We start from the raw sequence: 15,266 nt of genomic DNA, 5'->3' as shown, positions 1-15,266 counted from the left end.
TTTTTACCAATTTGTATAGGATCCGTCTCTCTTTTTTAAGCGAGGCGTCTCTACTGGAATAAATTTTTTCGATAAGGCTAATTCTTCATTAAACTCAACACCCAAACCTGGCACATTTGGTATAATATATTTAGCACCATCTAATTTGGGTTGTGTCGGATAAAATTCAGCAGCATTGGTACCTGGTTGTTCTGCAGGTGTATTAATTTCCTCTAACCATGCTACATTGGGGCATGCTGCTGCCAAATGAATAGAAGCCGCAGTACAGATCGGACCTAACGGATTGTGCGGCATTAAGTCAATATAATGTGCTTCTGCCATAGCAGCAACTTTCATCGCTTCTGTTATACCGCCCACATTACAAACATCTACTCTAGCAAATTGTGTTATACCTCTTTCTATATAGGGCAAAAACTGCCATTTACTTGCAAATTCTTCTCCTATAGCAAATGGTATATCTACCATTTTACGAAGACTTTCATATGCTTCTGGCGTTTCATCTCTAATAGGCTCTTCAATAAAATCTAAAGTTCCATGCGGCATTTTTGAGAGAAATGAAAACGTCTCGGCCGCTGAAAGACGATGGTGATAATCGATACCTATAACCGGGTCAGGCCCTATTACCTCTCTTAATTTTGTAATCCATTTTGATATTTTTCCAATGGACTCTCTAGGTTCAAAAACAGCTTGACTGTTCTCCTCATATTCCGCAGGTGCCAAGCGAAGCACATTCCAACCTTCTTTGATTAAAACCTGAGCTCTACTAATGAGTTCTTCTTCGGTAGTAAATCTTAACGATGCAAAACAGTCTACATGGTTTCTTTGTCTACCACCTAACAATTCATAGACAGGCACACCTAAAGATTTACCTTTAATATCATATAAGGCAATATCAATTGCAGAAATAGCCGCAGTTAATACCCGACCTCCTTCAAAATACTGCCCTCTATATAAATCTTGCCAAATAGCCCCAATTTGTCGAGGGTCTTTACCTATTAAATTAGGTCTAAAATGATCTATTGCACCTATAACCGCTAACTCTCTACCAGAAAGACCTGATGCTCCCCAGCCGTAAAAACCAGCGTCGGTTTCTACTTTAATAATCAATTGACTACCAAATCCAATATTGATGGGAAATGTTTTTACTGCCGTAATCTTCATATATAATTTTTATGCTAAGGGTTCTGCCACTTCTATTCGTTTTACTTTGCCAACAACCAACAAAAAGGATAAAAAACCAAGAAGTGTTATGGCACCTATAAAATATAATGCGGGACTAAAATCTCCATCATTCACCAAGATTCCTATTACTACAGGGACTATTACCGCAGATAATCCACCTATTAAATTAAACACTCCGCCTACTAATCCAATTAAATGCTTTGGCGCCATTAGTGACACAAACACCCATGTTATCGATGCCAAACCATTGCCAAAAAAAGCTAGGGTCATAAACAAAATGACATAAAAAGTATCATCTGTAAAATTGGCACCTATAATCGTTACCGATAATAGTAACCCACATAATACAGGTGTTTTTCTCGCAAACTCAATAGATTTTCCTTTTTTTATTAAATAATCTGATGTAAACCCAGAAAGTAAAACCCCAGCGAATGCTGCAAGAAAAGGTAACGATGCCAAGAACCCCGATTTTATAAAATCTAATCCTCGGTATTCTACTAAATAGGTAGGAAACCATGTCAAGAAAAATATAGAAACGGATCCTACACAAAATTGACCAAGATATACTCCCCACAATTTTCTGTGCTTAAATGCCTGCGCTAAATCTGACCAGCTAAATTTTGTTTTTTCAGCAGATGAATTACTTGCCTTTACCAAACCACCGCCTTCTCTTATATGCGCCAACTCTTCGGTACTTACCGATTTATGATTATCTGGATCACGATAAAAAGCATACCAAACAATAGCCCAAAGTACACCTATAATACCCGATACTATAAATAAGCCTCGCCACCCCAATTGATCTTGAATTACGGTAAGAACAGGAAACAAAAAAGCCAATCCAATAAATTGCCCCGAAGTATAAATAGCTATTGCAGAAGCCCTTTCATTTTCAGGAAACCACTTGGTAACGATGGCATTATTTGCGGGATATGCTGGTGCCTCGAATATTCCAATACTGGCTCGTAAACCTAACAAGACTATAAATGAATTTACAAAACCTTGTAACAGGGTCGATATCGACCAAAAGAAAAGCATTAGACCATATAACAATCTAGCACCGATTTTGTCAACGACGATACCTCCTGGTATTTGAAGCGCAACGTAAGTCCACCCAAAAGCGGAAAATATTAACCCTAACTGTACCGATGAAAGATTCAAAGCTTCTTTTATAGCCGGAGCCGCAACCGATATATTCGTTCTGTCCAAATAATTGATAACTACACTACCAAAAATTAAGGCAAGCATATTATATCGTTTCTTGGTCATAAGATTTGATTTCTATTTGTTAGTTTCTCCGTTTAAATACTTTGATTGATCTCTATACCGATCCATACGATCTATATCGACTTTTTCAAAAGACTTCTTCAGCATCCAACGAGGTCTTTCAAGGGTAAGTTCCCAAGAGAAAAGCTCTTTAAAAAGTTCTTTTACCATTTCAGGATGGTCTGCTACCACATTATTAGTTTCTGAAATATCTGCCGGTATATTATAAAGTTCTGCAGGCCTATCTGGATATCTTATAAGTTTCCAATCTCCTTTACGAATAACACCCCTGGCATCTTTTTTCCAAAAAAGCGTTTCATGTGGTCTATTTTTATCTATGCCATTGATGTAAGGTATAAGGTTTACACCATCAATATCTTTTAGTTCTTTTTCATTACCGCCTGCTACAGCATAAAATGTAGGTAGCAGATCTAATGTACTTATAGGGTAGTCATATACTGAATTCGGTTTTACCTTACCTGGCCACTTCATTAAAAATGGCACACGTATACCGCCCTCTAAATGACTTGATTTAGTGCCGCTTAACGGATAATTTACTCCTGCATTTTTATCTGTAGGTCCGCCATTATCATTCGTAAAAATTACAATGGTATTGTCTTCAATACCTAATTCCTTTAATTTATCTAATACCTTACCACAAGCACGGTCTAGTGCCAAAGTCATGGCGGCAACAGTTTTCCGTTTACCTTCTAAACCAGGAAATTGTTTTAAATCATCTTCGGTTGCATCCATAGGGGTATGAACCGCATTGAACGATAGTATGGTGAAAAATGGTTTAGATGCTTTTGCGTTTCTTTCTATAAAATCTACAGATTCTTTTGCCAAGGCATCTGTCAAATATTTTTCTGGTTCTACGAAATTTGCAAATCCGCGTTCCATTAAATCCATTTCACTTGCTGGTGCATCTGAATATGGAAAATAACTTCTTGCGCCACCTCTAAAACCATAAAACTCATCGAAACCGCGTTTTGTTGGGTGAAAACGGTCATCGCCACCTAAGTGCCATTTTCCATAAAATGAAGTGGCATATCCTTGCTTCTTTAAATAGTCGGCAATAGTAACTTCTTCTACAGGCACACCCATTTCTCGGTCATCAGCTGCAGATACAGCACTCATATAACCAGGTACATTATTCTCTTCAAAACCAAATCGTTGTTGATATTTACCTGTAATCAACCCTGCCCTTGACGGACCACATGTAGGATCAGAAACATACGCTTGTGAAAAGCGCACCCCTTGGGTTGCTAGTTTATCTAGATTGGGTGTCTTCATTATTTTGCTGCCATGAAAACCAAAATCGGCATAACCTGCATCATCAGAAAATAAGAGCACGATATTGGGTTTTTCTTGTGCCGAACAACACAAGGTCAAAAGACAAACTGTTGCGAATATTATTTTATTCATTACTATTCTATTTTAATGTTCAAAATACTTTAGTGAAGGAAAGCCGGAGACATGCCCCGGCTTTTTATCGTATTCAAATGAAATAAGTAATAACTAATTAGTACCCTACATTTTGAATAAGTGCCTCAGTTCTATTTGTTTCTGATTGCGGTATTGGCAAGTAGTACTGTTTTTGATCAAATGGTCTTGTTTCAATAGTAAACTCTTCGAAAGAAACATTTTCATCAAGATCTTTTGCCCATCGCAAACCTTGCACGTCAAAGCCAAGGTTATCTTCATTTAACCAACGTCGTTCGTCAAAGAAATTGTGACCTTCAAAGGCAAGTTCTACGCGTCGTTCTCTTTTTATGGCTTCTAAAAGTTCTGGTCCGCTAGCTGTAATAGCTGGTTGTAAAGCTCTTTCTGAAACTCTACTTACATACCTTCTTGCCGTTTCTTCATCACCAGCTCTAAATGAAGCCTCTGCATAATTTAAATAAATTTCTGCAAGTCTATAGATGATATAAGGTCTTCCTGGGCTAGCTTGTTTTACATCTGTACCTAATGCCTCATTTTGAAATTTACGCATTGCATACCCAGTTGTAGATCCGTGTCTAAAGTTACCTAAGGTTTGTTGGTCTTGTGAAAAAGAGTCCAAACCATCTGGAACAACCGTGTTATCTACAGAAATAGAATAATCAATTGGTCTTCCTCTAAAAATCGCCCCTTGATAATTGATATTGGCATAAAAACGCATTTCACGGTTTTCATACGGGTTTGCAGTATCATAAGAAGGACTATCGGTGGTATTACCATCGTTCATATTATAAATTAATGTATAGTTGTGCAATGGTGTAGAAAGACCCCATCCATCAAAACCTCTAGGTGATTGCGCATTGTCAGGTTGGGTAGTAACATCGGTACCGAAACCGAAAACACTTCCCCCAAAAGGTCTCGCAAACAAGATATCTTGATTTTCTGATAAAAATAGTTCTTGGTAAGCTTTTGCATTTGGCGTACTGATCAAATCTCGATCCTCTACCAAATCTATAACGGCTGCGGCAGCATCAGCAGCATCTTGCCATTTACCGGCTTTGTTATACGTATACAATTCTAAATTAGATGACTGCGGAGCTAAAGATGGGTCATGCAAATCACTCGCTGCATATAATAAAGTTCTAGATTTAAGAGCCAGAGCAGCCAACCTTGTAGCTCTACCAAATTCTCCACTATCTCTAGTTAAAGGTAAAAGTGGCGCAATTTCATCAATTTCACTTACTATAAACTCTACAACTTCTTGATAACTATTACGAGGAATATTAAAATCATCATCTAGTGTTGCCGCTGAAGTCAACAATGGCACACCCCCAAAAAACTTTAATAATTTTGAGTATTGGTTAGCCCTTAAAAAACGCATCTCAGCCTTTAGTGCTTCAATTTCATCAGGATAATTTATTTGTGCTTCACTACCTTCTACTAATTCTAAAAATACATTGGCCTGTCTTACATAGGTCCATAAATCTTGCCACTTTTGACCTAACTGACCAACATTTGCAGATGTCCACCCTCTTAGTACAGCAAATTGATCTAATGCCTGTGTTGTCGCATTAAAATTCATTCTCGCTTCAAAAGAGGCTATTTCCACATTCATGTATCGGGCCCAAAATTGACTTCCGGCCCCAAATGATTCTGTACTATTATACGTTGTAAGCATTAGTAATTCTACTTGCTCGGGCGTACTCAATACCAAATCACTTGCAAAAGAATCCCTTACATCTATTTCCAAACTATCTTCACAAGCCCCCAGTGTAAGGAGAATGAATGTTAGTACTATCGTACTATATCTTTTTATTGATTTATAATTTTTCATGATTATTTTTTTTTAGAAACTAAAATTAACACCTATAGAATATGTCTTTAACGGAGTATAACGTGCTCCTCTAAAATTGTTATAACCCGTAGCTTCTGGGTCAAGACCTAAATCCCAAATATCTGAGAAGAAAGTAGCTAGGTTGTACCCCCTAGCAAATAAGCGGACATCAGCAAACTTGATTACTTCACTCTTAAGGGTATATGATAATTCAACTTCTTTAAGGCGTACAAAAGAGGCGTCAAAATAATAAATATCGGCAAAACCTGAAGTACCATCAACTTGCCCTCCGCTGATCGCATCACCCTGTGCAAAGGCTCTTGGATAAATTGAATTTCTATTCTCTGGCGTCCATCTTTCGTTAAATACGAATTCTGGTTTTGATCCTGATTGATCAAAGAATACCAATGTTTCTGCATCTGCTTGACCTTGCAACAAGAAATTTAATCCAAAGGACTTGTAATTGATGCCTCCGAAAATACCATATTGAATTTGAGGTATATTAGATGTTGATGTTCTAATAAAATCATTCGCATCGGCTACACCATCATCATTTATATCAAGATAAATAGGCTCCCCTTCTACAGTACCGTCTCTTTTTATTTCAGTGGCATCTACTTGGGCTTGATCTCTAAAAATTCCATCAGTCGGATAAACCAAATATGAATCTATAGGTTTACCACTTTGCTTTTGAGAGTCTAATATATTTTCACCTTCTGGTAACGAAATTACTTCGTTACGAGCCTTGGTAAAGTTCATTCCTAAGTTATAAGAGAAATTATCGTTTACCTGGTCGTTCCATGCCAATTCAAATTCGTAACCCCAACTTCTGGTCTCACCGATATTTTCAGCTGGTATTTGACTGTTCTGCAATCCTATAAACCCAGGAATTGCTCCTGATCTATTTACTAAAATATCTGACCTGTCTTGTTCGTAGTAGTTGACATCACCTGATAATTTGTTATCGAAAAACGTAAAGTTCAAACCTACGTTCCAAAGCTTAGCCGTTTCCCAAGTTACATCGGTATTTGCTAGCCTAGCAAGATTATAGGTATTGAAAAAACTTTCTCCACCTGCACCTAAAACATAGTAATTTGGAAATCTTGTGCCTAATGGGTTATTTGCGTTTCCTGTATTTGTTCCAAGATCAAATAAGGAAAGGAATTGATTGGCACCAATACGATCATTACCCATTTCTGACCAAGAAGCCCTAAGTTTTAAACCGTCGATCCAACTTACATTTTCTAAAAAACTCTCTTTGTCTATTGCCCAAGATGCAGCAACGCTTGGAAATGTTCCATAACGATTACCTTCACCAAATCTACTAGACCCATCATATCGCATTGTAAAGTCAACAAAATATTTTTTCTTAAAATCATAAGATAGAGACCCAAAGAAATCTTGTCTTTTAAATTCAGAGCTAGTTCCTCCAGACGACTGTCTGTCATCATTGTTACCTTGAAACAATTCTCCTCTACTAGCATCAGGAAATCCGCCAACTTTTGTAGCAAAGAAATTATTTGCATCGTTCGTCAACCTTTCCATTCCTACAAAGGTGCTTATGGAGTGGTCGCCAAAAGTATTATCATAATGTAAACGTGCGTTATAAATTTGCTCATCAAATTTGCTAAAACTTTCGGTCAAAATACGTTCTGTACCTTGCTGGTTAGAACCAATTCTAGGTTCAAAAGTTCCATCATCCAATTGTGCGTAAAATGTCCATGGTGTGTACCAAGATTTTGTATTGTTTTCTATTTTTCTGAATCCTGTAAATCCTTTGATGCTTAGACCTTTTAAAATTTTATCTAAATTCCAATCTACCGTAAAACGACCTGTTATGGTGTTCGTAAAATTATCTTCGAAACCAGAGTCATTACTAGAGGTTAAAATTGGATTACCCTCATCGCCACCACGTGCTGGCAATCCATTTGGGAATCTAGCTATTTCGTTCGGTGGTAAACCATAAATTAATTTGTAGATATTATTGGCATCTACACCTGGTGCAGTTCTTTTGCCAAAACGCGTTGACAAATCCACTCCTAATTTAAAGCTATCCGATAAATTGACATCGATATTAGAACGTAGCTGGTATTGCTTAAAACCTAACGCACCAGAACTATACAAACCCTTTTGGTCAATAAAATCACCACTAACAAAATACTTAGCTTTATCGGTACCCCCAGATACAGAAAGAGAAGTTCTCGATTCTGGTGCGCTTTTTGCCAAAACTTCATCAGCCCAGTTGGTATTTGGAAAACCCGCAATTTGCTCAGGAGTGAACACTGGGTCAGCATCGGCGCCATTAACCCTTGCATTTATTTCATTCTCATACGTAGCGAATTGATTGACATTCATCAATTCTGGTCGTTTAGTAAAAGATGAAATATTGAAAGAGTTAGAGAAATTAATTTTTGGCTTTCCGCTCTTACCTCTTTTAGTGGTTACCAAAATAACCCCGTTTGCAGCTCGTGATCCATAAATCGCAGCCGACCCATCTTTAAGTACGGTAAGCGATGCAATATCTTGTGGAGCCAATTGTGAGAATGAATCTGAAGGAACACCATCTATAAGTATTAATGGACTGTTATTTCCAAGAGTGGACTTTCCTCTAATTAAGATGGTAGTAGCATCGTCATCCGTATTGCCGCCAGCACCATTGCCAGCACCAGGAACTCCACCACGGTCACTAATAATTAAACCCGAAGCCCTACCCGCCAATGACTTGGCAATATCTTTACTAGAAGACTGTTCTATAGCCTCACTACTAATGGTACTTACAGAACCGGTAACTTCCCCTTTTTTCTTGGTCGTATACCCTAAAACGACTACTTCGTCTAATTTAGAAGCGTCTTCTTCAAGAGTTACATTAATTAGAGACTGGCCGTCAACCGAAACTTCTTGTGTTGCATAACCGATATAGGAAAAAACCAATACTTCACCATTGTTTACGGTTAAGGAGTAGTTTCCATCAAAATCTGTTTGAGCACCAGTAGTAGTACCTTTTACTACAACACTTGCACCCGGCAAAGGGCCTTGAGCATCTGAAATAGTACCTGAGATTACTACATCTTGCGCCAAAACGCTTGTAATACTCATGAATGCACATAGAAAAGCACAAAGTCTCATTCTATGAAATTCTTTAAAATAAAAACCACCCCACCTAGGGTTGTTTTTTTTAGCGATTGCTTTTTTCAATTTTTCCATAAAGCTTTCTGTTGTTAATTTAAGTTTAGTTTAAGTATTTCATTATGTTTACTTGTTTGAATTTGAGTCGAATACGGAATACCCTTAACTCATCTTTAACAATTCTTTTACAAAAGAAGCGGAAGCTGCTCTGTTTTAACACCAAAAAATTACCTAGTACTAGCATTATTCTAACCTTTTTGATTTCTTACTAAATTTTAGGGTTAAATTTTGCGAATATAATATTATGACACACGCATTTTAAACACATATCAAAAAATAAAGTCTTTGAGTAAGAATAGCTTAAAGGAGGTACTTAAGAATCAACTTTTTACCGGTTACCCGTAAGATTAACGATATAAAAAAAGTGTAGATAGTGTAATATAAGTTATTCTGAAACCTCCATAAATTCAACAGGAGAACCATTATGCTTGATGAAAGCAACACGAACACCATCAGCGGGAGAGAAAGTTTCTACTAATATATCTTTACCTAACAAGGCCTCTTCAATATTATCGACTAGATAAGCAACATGAGGTATTGTACGCATCAATTCTGGCATTGGGCTATCGGCATCGAACTTCACCCATTCTACTGCATATTCATCAGTATTAAAATCTGTAAAATGAATTTTACCAGGCTCATAATAGCCATCCCAATCTTTTTCTTCTTGTGTTGGTATCCCTATATGACTGAACTGATATTTCATAATACTAATTTTTTACAAAAAGGTTTATTTCGTTTCGTATTGCCGTAAAATGATTCTGTAAAGCTTCAAAATCATTTGATTTAATCATTTGCTTATCAAATAATGAACTGCCCATACCAGCACCAACTACGCCAGCTTCAAAAAAAGATTTGATATTTTCTTTTGACACCCCACCTGTTGGCATTAACTTGATTTGATTTAAAGGTGCCAATACATCTTTTATATATTTCGGGCCCAATTGGGTTGCAGGAAATACTTTTACCGCAGATGCCCCCAAAGACCAAGCCCTATAAATTTCAGTTGGGGTATATGCACCAGGAAAAATTGGAATTTGCATTGCTACACATTTTTTAATGACTTCTTCATCAATAATTGGAGTTACAATAAATTGGGCTCCTGCAGCAATTGCTTTATCTAAGTCTGCCATGTTACACACTGTACCCGCACCTACATTTAAATCGGGGTAATTTATACGTAACTCTGCTATTATCTCAGCTACGTTAGGCGTATTCATAGTAATTTCTATAGTGTAGAATTTTGCAGCGATATAAGCCTCAACAATCTGCCTTACCGTGTCTATACCTAAACCTCTAACTATACCTACTACAGGTGTTTTATGATATCTTTCCCAAGAAAAAACAGTTTTATTTTGCATGAAGTTGTATTATTTTTTTTTGACCTATCAACAAGGCTTTTTCCAAAACCTTGTCACCAAAACATATTACTTGCGTTGTATTAAGAATAGTTTCTAACGCCAATTTGTACATACTATAAAAAGGCTCGGTAGCCGCTAGAAAAACTGTCTGATCTGTGTTCTTTAAATAAGAAAGCTCATCACCTATTAACATACCGCTCAATAAATAGAAGTTATCTTTTTTATTAGCATCGTTCAGTATATGCCTAGCCCTTATAGAAAACAGATTTGCACTTAATTCTCCGCTAAAGCCAATTTCTAACCCCTGTTTAAATGCATCATGCCTTTTATTGATCCAATGACACTTTTCTACACTATTCGATAAAATACTGTTGCGAGACAACAACTCAAAAACCTCACCTGTCATGAAACTTTTTAAAGAATCGAATTGCCCTTTCGTATAATTAATGTGCTTACTATGCGTACCCGGTAAAATAAGAATACCAGATTGATAAGACTCCAAATATTTAGCCAAACCAAATGCTTGTATCTCTTCTCCACGCATCATACCGGTTTCTGTTTTTACTCCAGAAATCAATACGATATTTAAATTTTCTTTGAATGGTAATATTTCCCAATGTAGACCATCTCCCTGTTCATTAAAAGGTATCTCGCCATAAGGCAACTCCTTCATACCAATATTTGAAGATGCCATACCAGCAGCAATAACCAAACCTGCCTTATGATGCTCATCAAGATTATTGATCTGACTTTCGAGATAATTCTTGAAGAATTTAGTTTGACCTATCTCATTCTGCTTTAAGAATTTTTGGTAGACAACTTTTACACCCTGATCTGTTTTATGTTCGACCAAAACATTTAACGTTTCAGTTTCTACCAACCTAAGTCTAAAGTTAGAGGTACCCCAGTCGCAACTAATAAAATAATCAGGAATTTTCATTTGTTCAAAGCCAGAGAAACTCTCTTTTTAATCAAATAATCATCTAATGCATATGTAGAACAATCTACACCTATACCACTATTTTTTACTCCGCCATGAGGCAGATAAATATCATATTTAACACCGTTCAGCTGCACCTCGCCAAATTCTAACTTCTCAGCAAAATAGTTTAAGGTGTCTTTATTTTCTGCAAAAACGTACGAAGCTAACCCAGCGTCTGTATTATTCGCTAATTCGATAACCTCTTCTTTAGTTTTGAAAGGAACAATTATTGCAACAGGACCAAAAATTTCATGCTGAAGTATTTCTGCATTATTGTCTTTCATGCGGATAGCTGTCGGTTCGAAATAATAGCCTTTTCCATCAATAGAATTGCCACCATATATAAGCTCTCCCCCTTGCTTAATTGCCTCTTTCACAATAGCCTGCACTTTTTTAACCGATCCTTCATTTGCCAATGGTCCCATATCAGGATTGTTTTCACGTCCGAATCCGATTTTAGCATTACTGAATTTTGTAACCAAGCCTTCCGTAAATTTATCGATAAGCGATTCGTGAACGAAGAAGCGATTAGGCGCTACACAGATTTGACCTGTATTTCCTATTTTCAATGCAGCTCCGAGATTTATGGCCAACTCTAAGTTAGCATCATCCATTACAATAAAAGGGGCATTACCGCCACACTCCATACTATATCTTTTAATAGATGTTCGCGCACTTTGAACTATAAGTTTCTGCGCCGTTTCGGTAGAACCGATCATCGTAATTAGTCTAGGTATTTTACTCTCACATAATGGAATACCTACATCTTTTAAATCACCACAAATTACGTTGACAACACCTCTCGGAAAATTGATTTCAGCGCAAAGCTCCCCGATTATATAAGCCGACAAAGGTGAAAATTCTGATGGTTTTAATATGATACTAGATCCTGATGCCAATGCGGGACCGAGTTTAAAACCTAAATTTAATAACGGAAAGTTATATGCTAAAAAAGCAACGGCAACACCTAATGGCTGAGACACCATATGATGTTCATGACTACCGTCTTTATCTTCAATAGGTATATCTTTTCTTAATTGTATTTCGTCAGAATAGTATTTTAATGAGTTAGTGATACTGGTAAGATCTTCTTCTGATCCTTGCCAAGTCTTCCCCATTTCGTACATGATACTTTCACGTAGCAAATCGCTATTTTCTATTATTTTATTTCTTAATTTATCAATCCACTGTAACCTGGTCGCTAATGGCATTACTGACCATGTCTCGAAACCTTTTTGTGCAGATTTTAATGCTCTATTGGTATCTTCAATACTTGCCCATGCAATGGTAGCACTAGGCTTCTCATCTGCAGGACAAATTACTTCAAAAGTCTTTCCATTAGAAGCTTCAGTTAATTGCCCGTCTATATATAATTTTTTATGACCGAATTTTAATGCTTTCATTATTTGTATTTGTTTCTTTCTCCTTAAATTTTTCTAAAGCATCTATATCTACATCTACGCCTAACCCTGGCGAATCTGGTACATTTATTAAACCATTTACCACTTTGACATCACTTTTTGTAACTAAATCTCTAAGTGCATTTTCGGTTCGATCAAGCTCCATCGTTGGTAATTCGCAGTACATTCTACCAGGATTCATATCTAGGTTACCCACAAAATGTACAGCAGCACTAATGGCGATCCAAGTACCCCACGTATGCGGTACAACATCTTTACTATATGCTTGTGCCAAAGATGCTATGCGCTTAGCTTCTGTTAAGCCGCCAGTTGCACAAATATCTGGTTGGGCAATATCTACACACTCATTCTCAAACAAGCGTTTAAAACCAAACTTTAGATATTCACATTCACCACCAGCTATAGGTATTGTGGTATTCTCTCTCAACCTTCTATAGCCCTCATAATCTTCTGGAGAAACAGGCTCTTCAAACCATGAAATATCAAACTTTTCTACTTGTTGCGCAAGCTTTAAAGATTCACGGTAGTTATATGCATGGTTAGAATCAATCATTAGTTTGATATCTGACCCGATAGCCTTTCTTATTGCAGAAATATATTTAAGGTCTTCTTCAACTCCAAGACCTACTTTCATCTTTACCGCCTTAAAACCTTGACTTTTATATAGTAGCGCTTCTTCAACCAATGTTTCTTCAAGATTTTCTACTCTGGTAAAATACAATCCGGTAGCATAAGGTTGAATTATAGGATTTTTAATCCCTCCTAACAATACAGAAACGGGCTGGTCCAATAATTTCCCTTTAATATCCCATAGCGCAACATCTATTGCACTTATAGCTGCCTGAAGACTTCCACTTCGAGCATAGTCTAATGAACGGCGATACATTTCTTGCCATAATATCTCATGACCCAAGGCATCTTTACCTAAAAGAAAAGGTGTGAAAAATTCAATACCTGCCTTAATAACACCTGCTGGCCCATAGCCTTCTCCCCAACCATAGGTTCCATCTTCTAAAGTAACTTTTACAATACAAATTCTACGCGTATCATATTGCCATTGAGAAAAATAGAAAGGAGTGTCTAGCTTATGTACTATTATATAAGGTTCGATTTTCGCTATCTTCATTTTTATATATTATTTACTTCTTAAAATCAATTTAATTTATACCCTTACGGTAACTAATTAATAATTAGCATATCCTAATATGCATATTGCCAAAATGAGCACGGCAAGACCAATCATTAGCAACTTAAATGGTGCCTTTGCATTTTTCCATTCTCCTGCTCTATATGCCCAGATATTACTAATAATCAATGCTAAACCAAGTAGAATCGGCCAACCTATTACAGGTCCCATTTCACCCATTAGCGCAGCGCCTTGCCCATACACCCCAAGTGCCGAAAACCAAAATATACCAGACACAATTGCCCACATATAAGCTTTACCACTATTAGCAACTTTGTAAGAACTCCAAGAATTATTCTGTATCAATCTAAACACAGCATAGCCGCCATTAACAAGAAATGCGCCGATAAGCACTACTACCCAAGATGCTAAACTTGCATTTTGAGTACCGACACCAAAATCATCAACAGCAACCTGTGCAATTGATGCTGCATTTGAAAAACCTACATTTAAAAAAGCAGAAAGAACACCAGATAGTATAGCTATTAGTACACCGGTTTTAATAGCCGTGTTGGTAGATGATTCATCAGTTTTTAATTTATCTCTGCGTACACCCGCTACAGCAGTAATTGCTACCCCTACTATTAAAAGAACTACACCAATCATTATGATAGGAAAGGAAGGCTGTGAAAAAGCCCCTTCAATTTGAAACAAAGGAATTATCGAACCCACCGAAGCAGCTAAACCCATAACCACCCCATAGGTAATAGAGATACCGGTCTTTTCTACACTAACTCCGAAAAGAATACCCCCAATACCCCACAAAGCACCATATAAAGCAGGCAGCACCAATACACTACTATCTATTGAAGCAATGACTTCGAACAGATCAGGAATAACCAAAACTGCCCAAAGAACAGGAACTAGAATCATTGCAACAAAAGCATGAACCAGCCACCAAGCTTCCCATTTTAAAGGAGCCATATATTTCATACCCAAACCAAAAGTTCCTTGAAAAAAACTTGCTAAGAGCACTAATACCAAAGGAAGGAATTCAATATTCATAAGTTTACTTTATACAAAAAAGAGAAATTTGAAAAATTTGTACGATTTGAATTCTTCATGTACAAACACAATATTACCCTCGTTTTAATTTCATTTATTATAAAGACATGAAGCTGATTTAATATTATTTAAGAATAAATAATTGACACTATTAATTATCAGAGTAAAATATAAAACACGGCAATACATGTAAATTATTACCGTGCTTATATGCAACAACTAACTCAACAACTATAATTGTCTTAATTCAACTAACAATTCAAAGTACGTGGTTATCAAGAAGAGCCACTATGCAATTATTAACCTAGGACTGCACAATATTATCAATTTGATAAAATTCAAAGAGTCAAACAGATAATTTCAATAAATTTTGAAGATTTTTAAATGTAATTCGAAGAAATAG

At 36.7% G+C, this 15,266-nt stretch carries 11 protein-coding genes; all 11 read right to left on the bottom strand.

Translation table 11 applies throughout. The features are described from left to right. Window positions 1–3 precede the first annotated feature (3 nt). The 11 genes from ACJJVT_RS19875 to ACJJVT_RS19825 all read right to left on the bottom strand — a co-directional run bounded on the left by ACJJVT_RS19875 (window position 4) and on the right by ACJJVT_RS19825 (window position 14,863). Window positions 4–1,161, bottom strand: coding sequence for a mandelate racemase/muconate lactonizing enzyme family protein (locus tag ACJJVT_RS19875; RefSeq protein ID WP_405400983.1), 1,158 nt, complete (start codon window positions 1,159–1,161; stop codon window positions 4–6). 9 nt (window positions 1,162–1,170) lie between these two features. Next, complete coding sequence (locus ACJJVT_RS19870; RefSeq protein WP_405400982.1) at window positions 1,171–2,451, bottom strand: MFS transporter; 1,281 nt, start codon at window positions 2,449–2,451, stop codon at window positions 1,171–1,173. 12 nt (window positions 2,452–2,463) lie between these two features. Continuing rightward, entirely contained in the window at window positions 2,464–3,873 is a 1,410-nt protein-coding gene (locus ACJJVT_RS19865; protein WP_405400981.1) for a sulfatase, read from the bottom strand. A 97-nt stretch (window positions 3,874–3,970) separates the two neighbouring features. After that, entirely contained in the window at window positions 3,971–5,722 is a 1,752-nt protein-coding gene (locus ACJJVT_RS19860; RefSeq protein WP_405400980.1) for a RagB/SusD family nutrient uptake outer membrane protein, read from the bottom strand. 12 nt (window positions 5,723–5,734) lie between these two features. Beyond that, entirely contained in the window at window positions 5,735–8,926 is a 3,192-nt protein-coding gene (locus tag ACJJVT_RS19855; protein ID WP_405400979.1) for a SusC/RagA family TonB-linked outer membrane protein, read from the bottom strand. A 367-nt stretch (window positions 8,927–9,293) separates the two neighbouring features. Continuing rightward, window positions 9,294–9,614, bottom strand: coding sequence for a hypothetical protein (locus ACJJVT_RS19850; RefSeq protein ID WP_405400978.1), 321 nt, complete (start codon window positions 9,612–9,614; stop codon window positions 9,294–9,296). 4 nt (window positions 9,615–9,618) lie between these two features. Beyond that, window positions 9,619–10,269: a bifunctional 4-hydroxy-2-oxoglutarate aldolase/2-dehydro-3-deoxy-phosphogluconate aldolase gene (locus tag ACJJVT_RS19845; protein ID WP_405400977.1), complete on the bottom strand. Its 651-nt coding sequence runs from the start codon at window positions 10,267–10,269 to the stop codon at window positions 9,619–9,621. Continuing rightward, window positions 10,259–11,209, bottom strand: a complete 951-nt coding sequence (locus ACJJVT_RS19840) for a 2-dehydro-3-deoxygalactonokinase (RefSeq protein ID WP_405400976.1) — start codon at window positions 11,207–11,209, stop codon at window positions 10,259–10,261. The genes ACJJVT_RS19845 and ACJJVT_RS19840 overlap by 11 nt, the downstream gene beginning before the upstream one ends. Further along, complete coding sequence (locus ACJJVT_RS19835; protein ID WP_405400975.1) at window positions 11,206–12,654, bottom strand: aldehyde dehydrogenase family protein; 1,449 nt, start codon at window positions 12,652–12,654, stop codon at window positions 11,206–11,208. Before ACJJVT_RS19835 ends, ACJJVT_RS19840 begins: the two co-directional genes overlap by 4 nt. Beyond that, window positions 12,629–13,798 carry a mandelate racemase/muconate lactonizing enzyme family protein gene (locus ACJJVT_RS19830; protein WP_405400974.1) on the bottom strand — a complete coding sequence of 390 codons (1,170 nt, stop codon included), beginning with the start codon at window positions 13,796–13,798 and terminating at the stop codon, window positions 12,629–12,631. Before ACJJVT_RS19830 ends, ACJJVT_RS19835 begins: the two co-directional genes overlap by 26 nt. 57 nt (window positions 13,799–13,855) lie before the next feature. After that, window positions 13,856–14,863, bottom strand: a complete 1,008-nt coding sequence (locus tag ACJJVT_RS19825; RefSeq protein WP_405400973.1) for an L-rhamnose/proton symporter RhaT — start codon at window positions 14,861–14,863, stop codon at window positions 13,856–13,858. Window positions 14,864–15,266 lie beyond the last annotated feature (403 nt).

It is taken from the genome of Maribacter sp. Asnod2-G09, from assembly GCF_045063795.1.
Taxonomy (GTDB): Bacteria; Bacteroidota; Bacteroidia; order Flavobacteriales; family Flavobacteriaceae; genus Maribacter.
Note: the sequence above shows the minus strand (reverse complement) of the source record. Positions and strands in the feature narration are given on the sequence as shown.

Excerpts from the sequence above, each read along its gene's own strand:
- ACJJVT_RS19875 (WP_405400983.1), bottom strand. The coding sequence starts at position 1,161 with ATGAAGATTACGGCAGTAAAAACATTTCCCATCAATATTGGATTTGGT.
- ACJJVT_RS19870 (WP_405400982.1), bottom strand. The coding sequence starts at position 2,451 with ATGACCAAGAAACGATATAATATGCTTGCCTTAATTTTTGGTAGTGTA.
- ACJJVT_RS19865 (WP_405400981.1), bottom strand. The coding sequence starts at position 3,873 with ATGAATAAAATAATATTCGCAACAGTTTGTCTTTTGACCTTGTGTTGT.
- ACJJVT_RS19860 (WP_405400980.1), bottom strand. The coding sequence starts at position 5,722 with ATGAAAAATTATAAATCAATAAAAAGATATAGTACGATAGTACTAACA.
- ACJJVT_RS19855 (WP_405400979.1), bottom strand. The coding sequence starts at position 8,926 with ATGGAAAAATTGAAAAAAGCAATCGCTAAAAAAAACAACCCTAGGTGG.
- ACJJVT_RS19850 (WP_405400978.1), bottom strand. The coding sequence starts at position 9,614 with ATGAAATATCAGTTCAGTCATATAGGGATACCAACACAAGAAGAAAAA.
- ACJJVT_RS19845 (WP_405400977.1), bottom strand. The coding sequence starts at position 10,269 with ATGCAAAATAAAACTGTTTTTTCTTGGGAAAGATATCATAAAACACCT.
- ACJJVT_RS19840 (WP_405400976.1), bottom strand. The coding sequence starts at position 11,209 with ATGAAAATTCCTGATTATTTTATTAGTTGCGACTGGGGTACCTCTAAC.
- ACJJVT_RS19835 (WP_405400975.1), bottom strand. The coding sequence starts at position 12,654 with ATGAAAGCATTAAAATTCGGTCATAAAAAATTATATATAGACGGGCAA.
- ACJJVT_RS19830 (WP_405400974.1), bottom strand. The coding sequence starts at position 13,798 with ATGAAGATAGCGAAAATCGAACCTTATATAATAGTACATAAGCTAGAC.
- ACJJVT_RS19825 (WP_405400973.1), bottom strand. The coding sequence starts at position 14,863 with ATGAATATTGAATTCCTTCCTTTGGTATTAGTGCTCTTAGCAAGTTTT.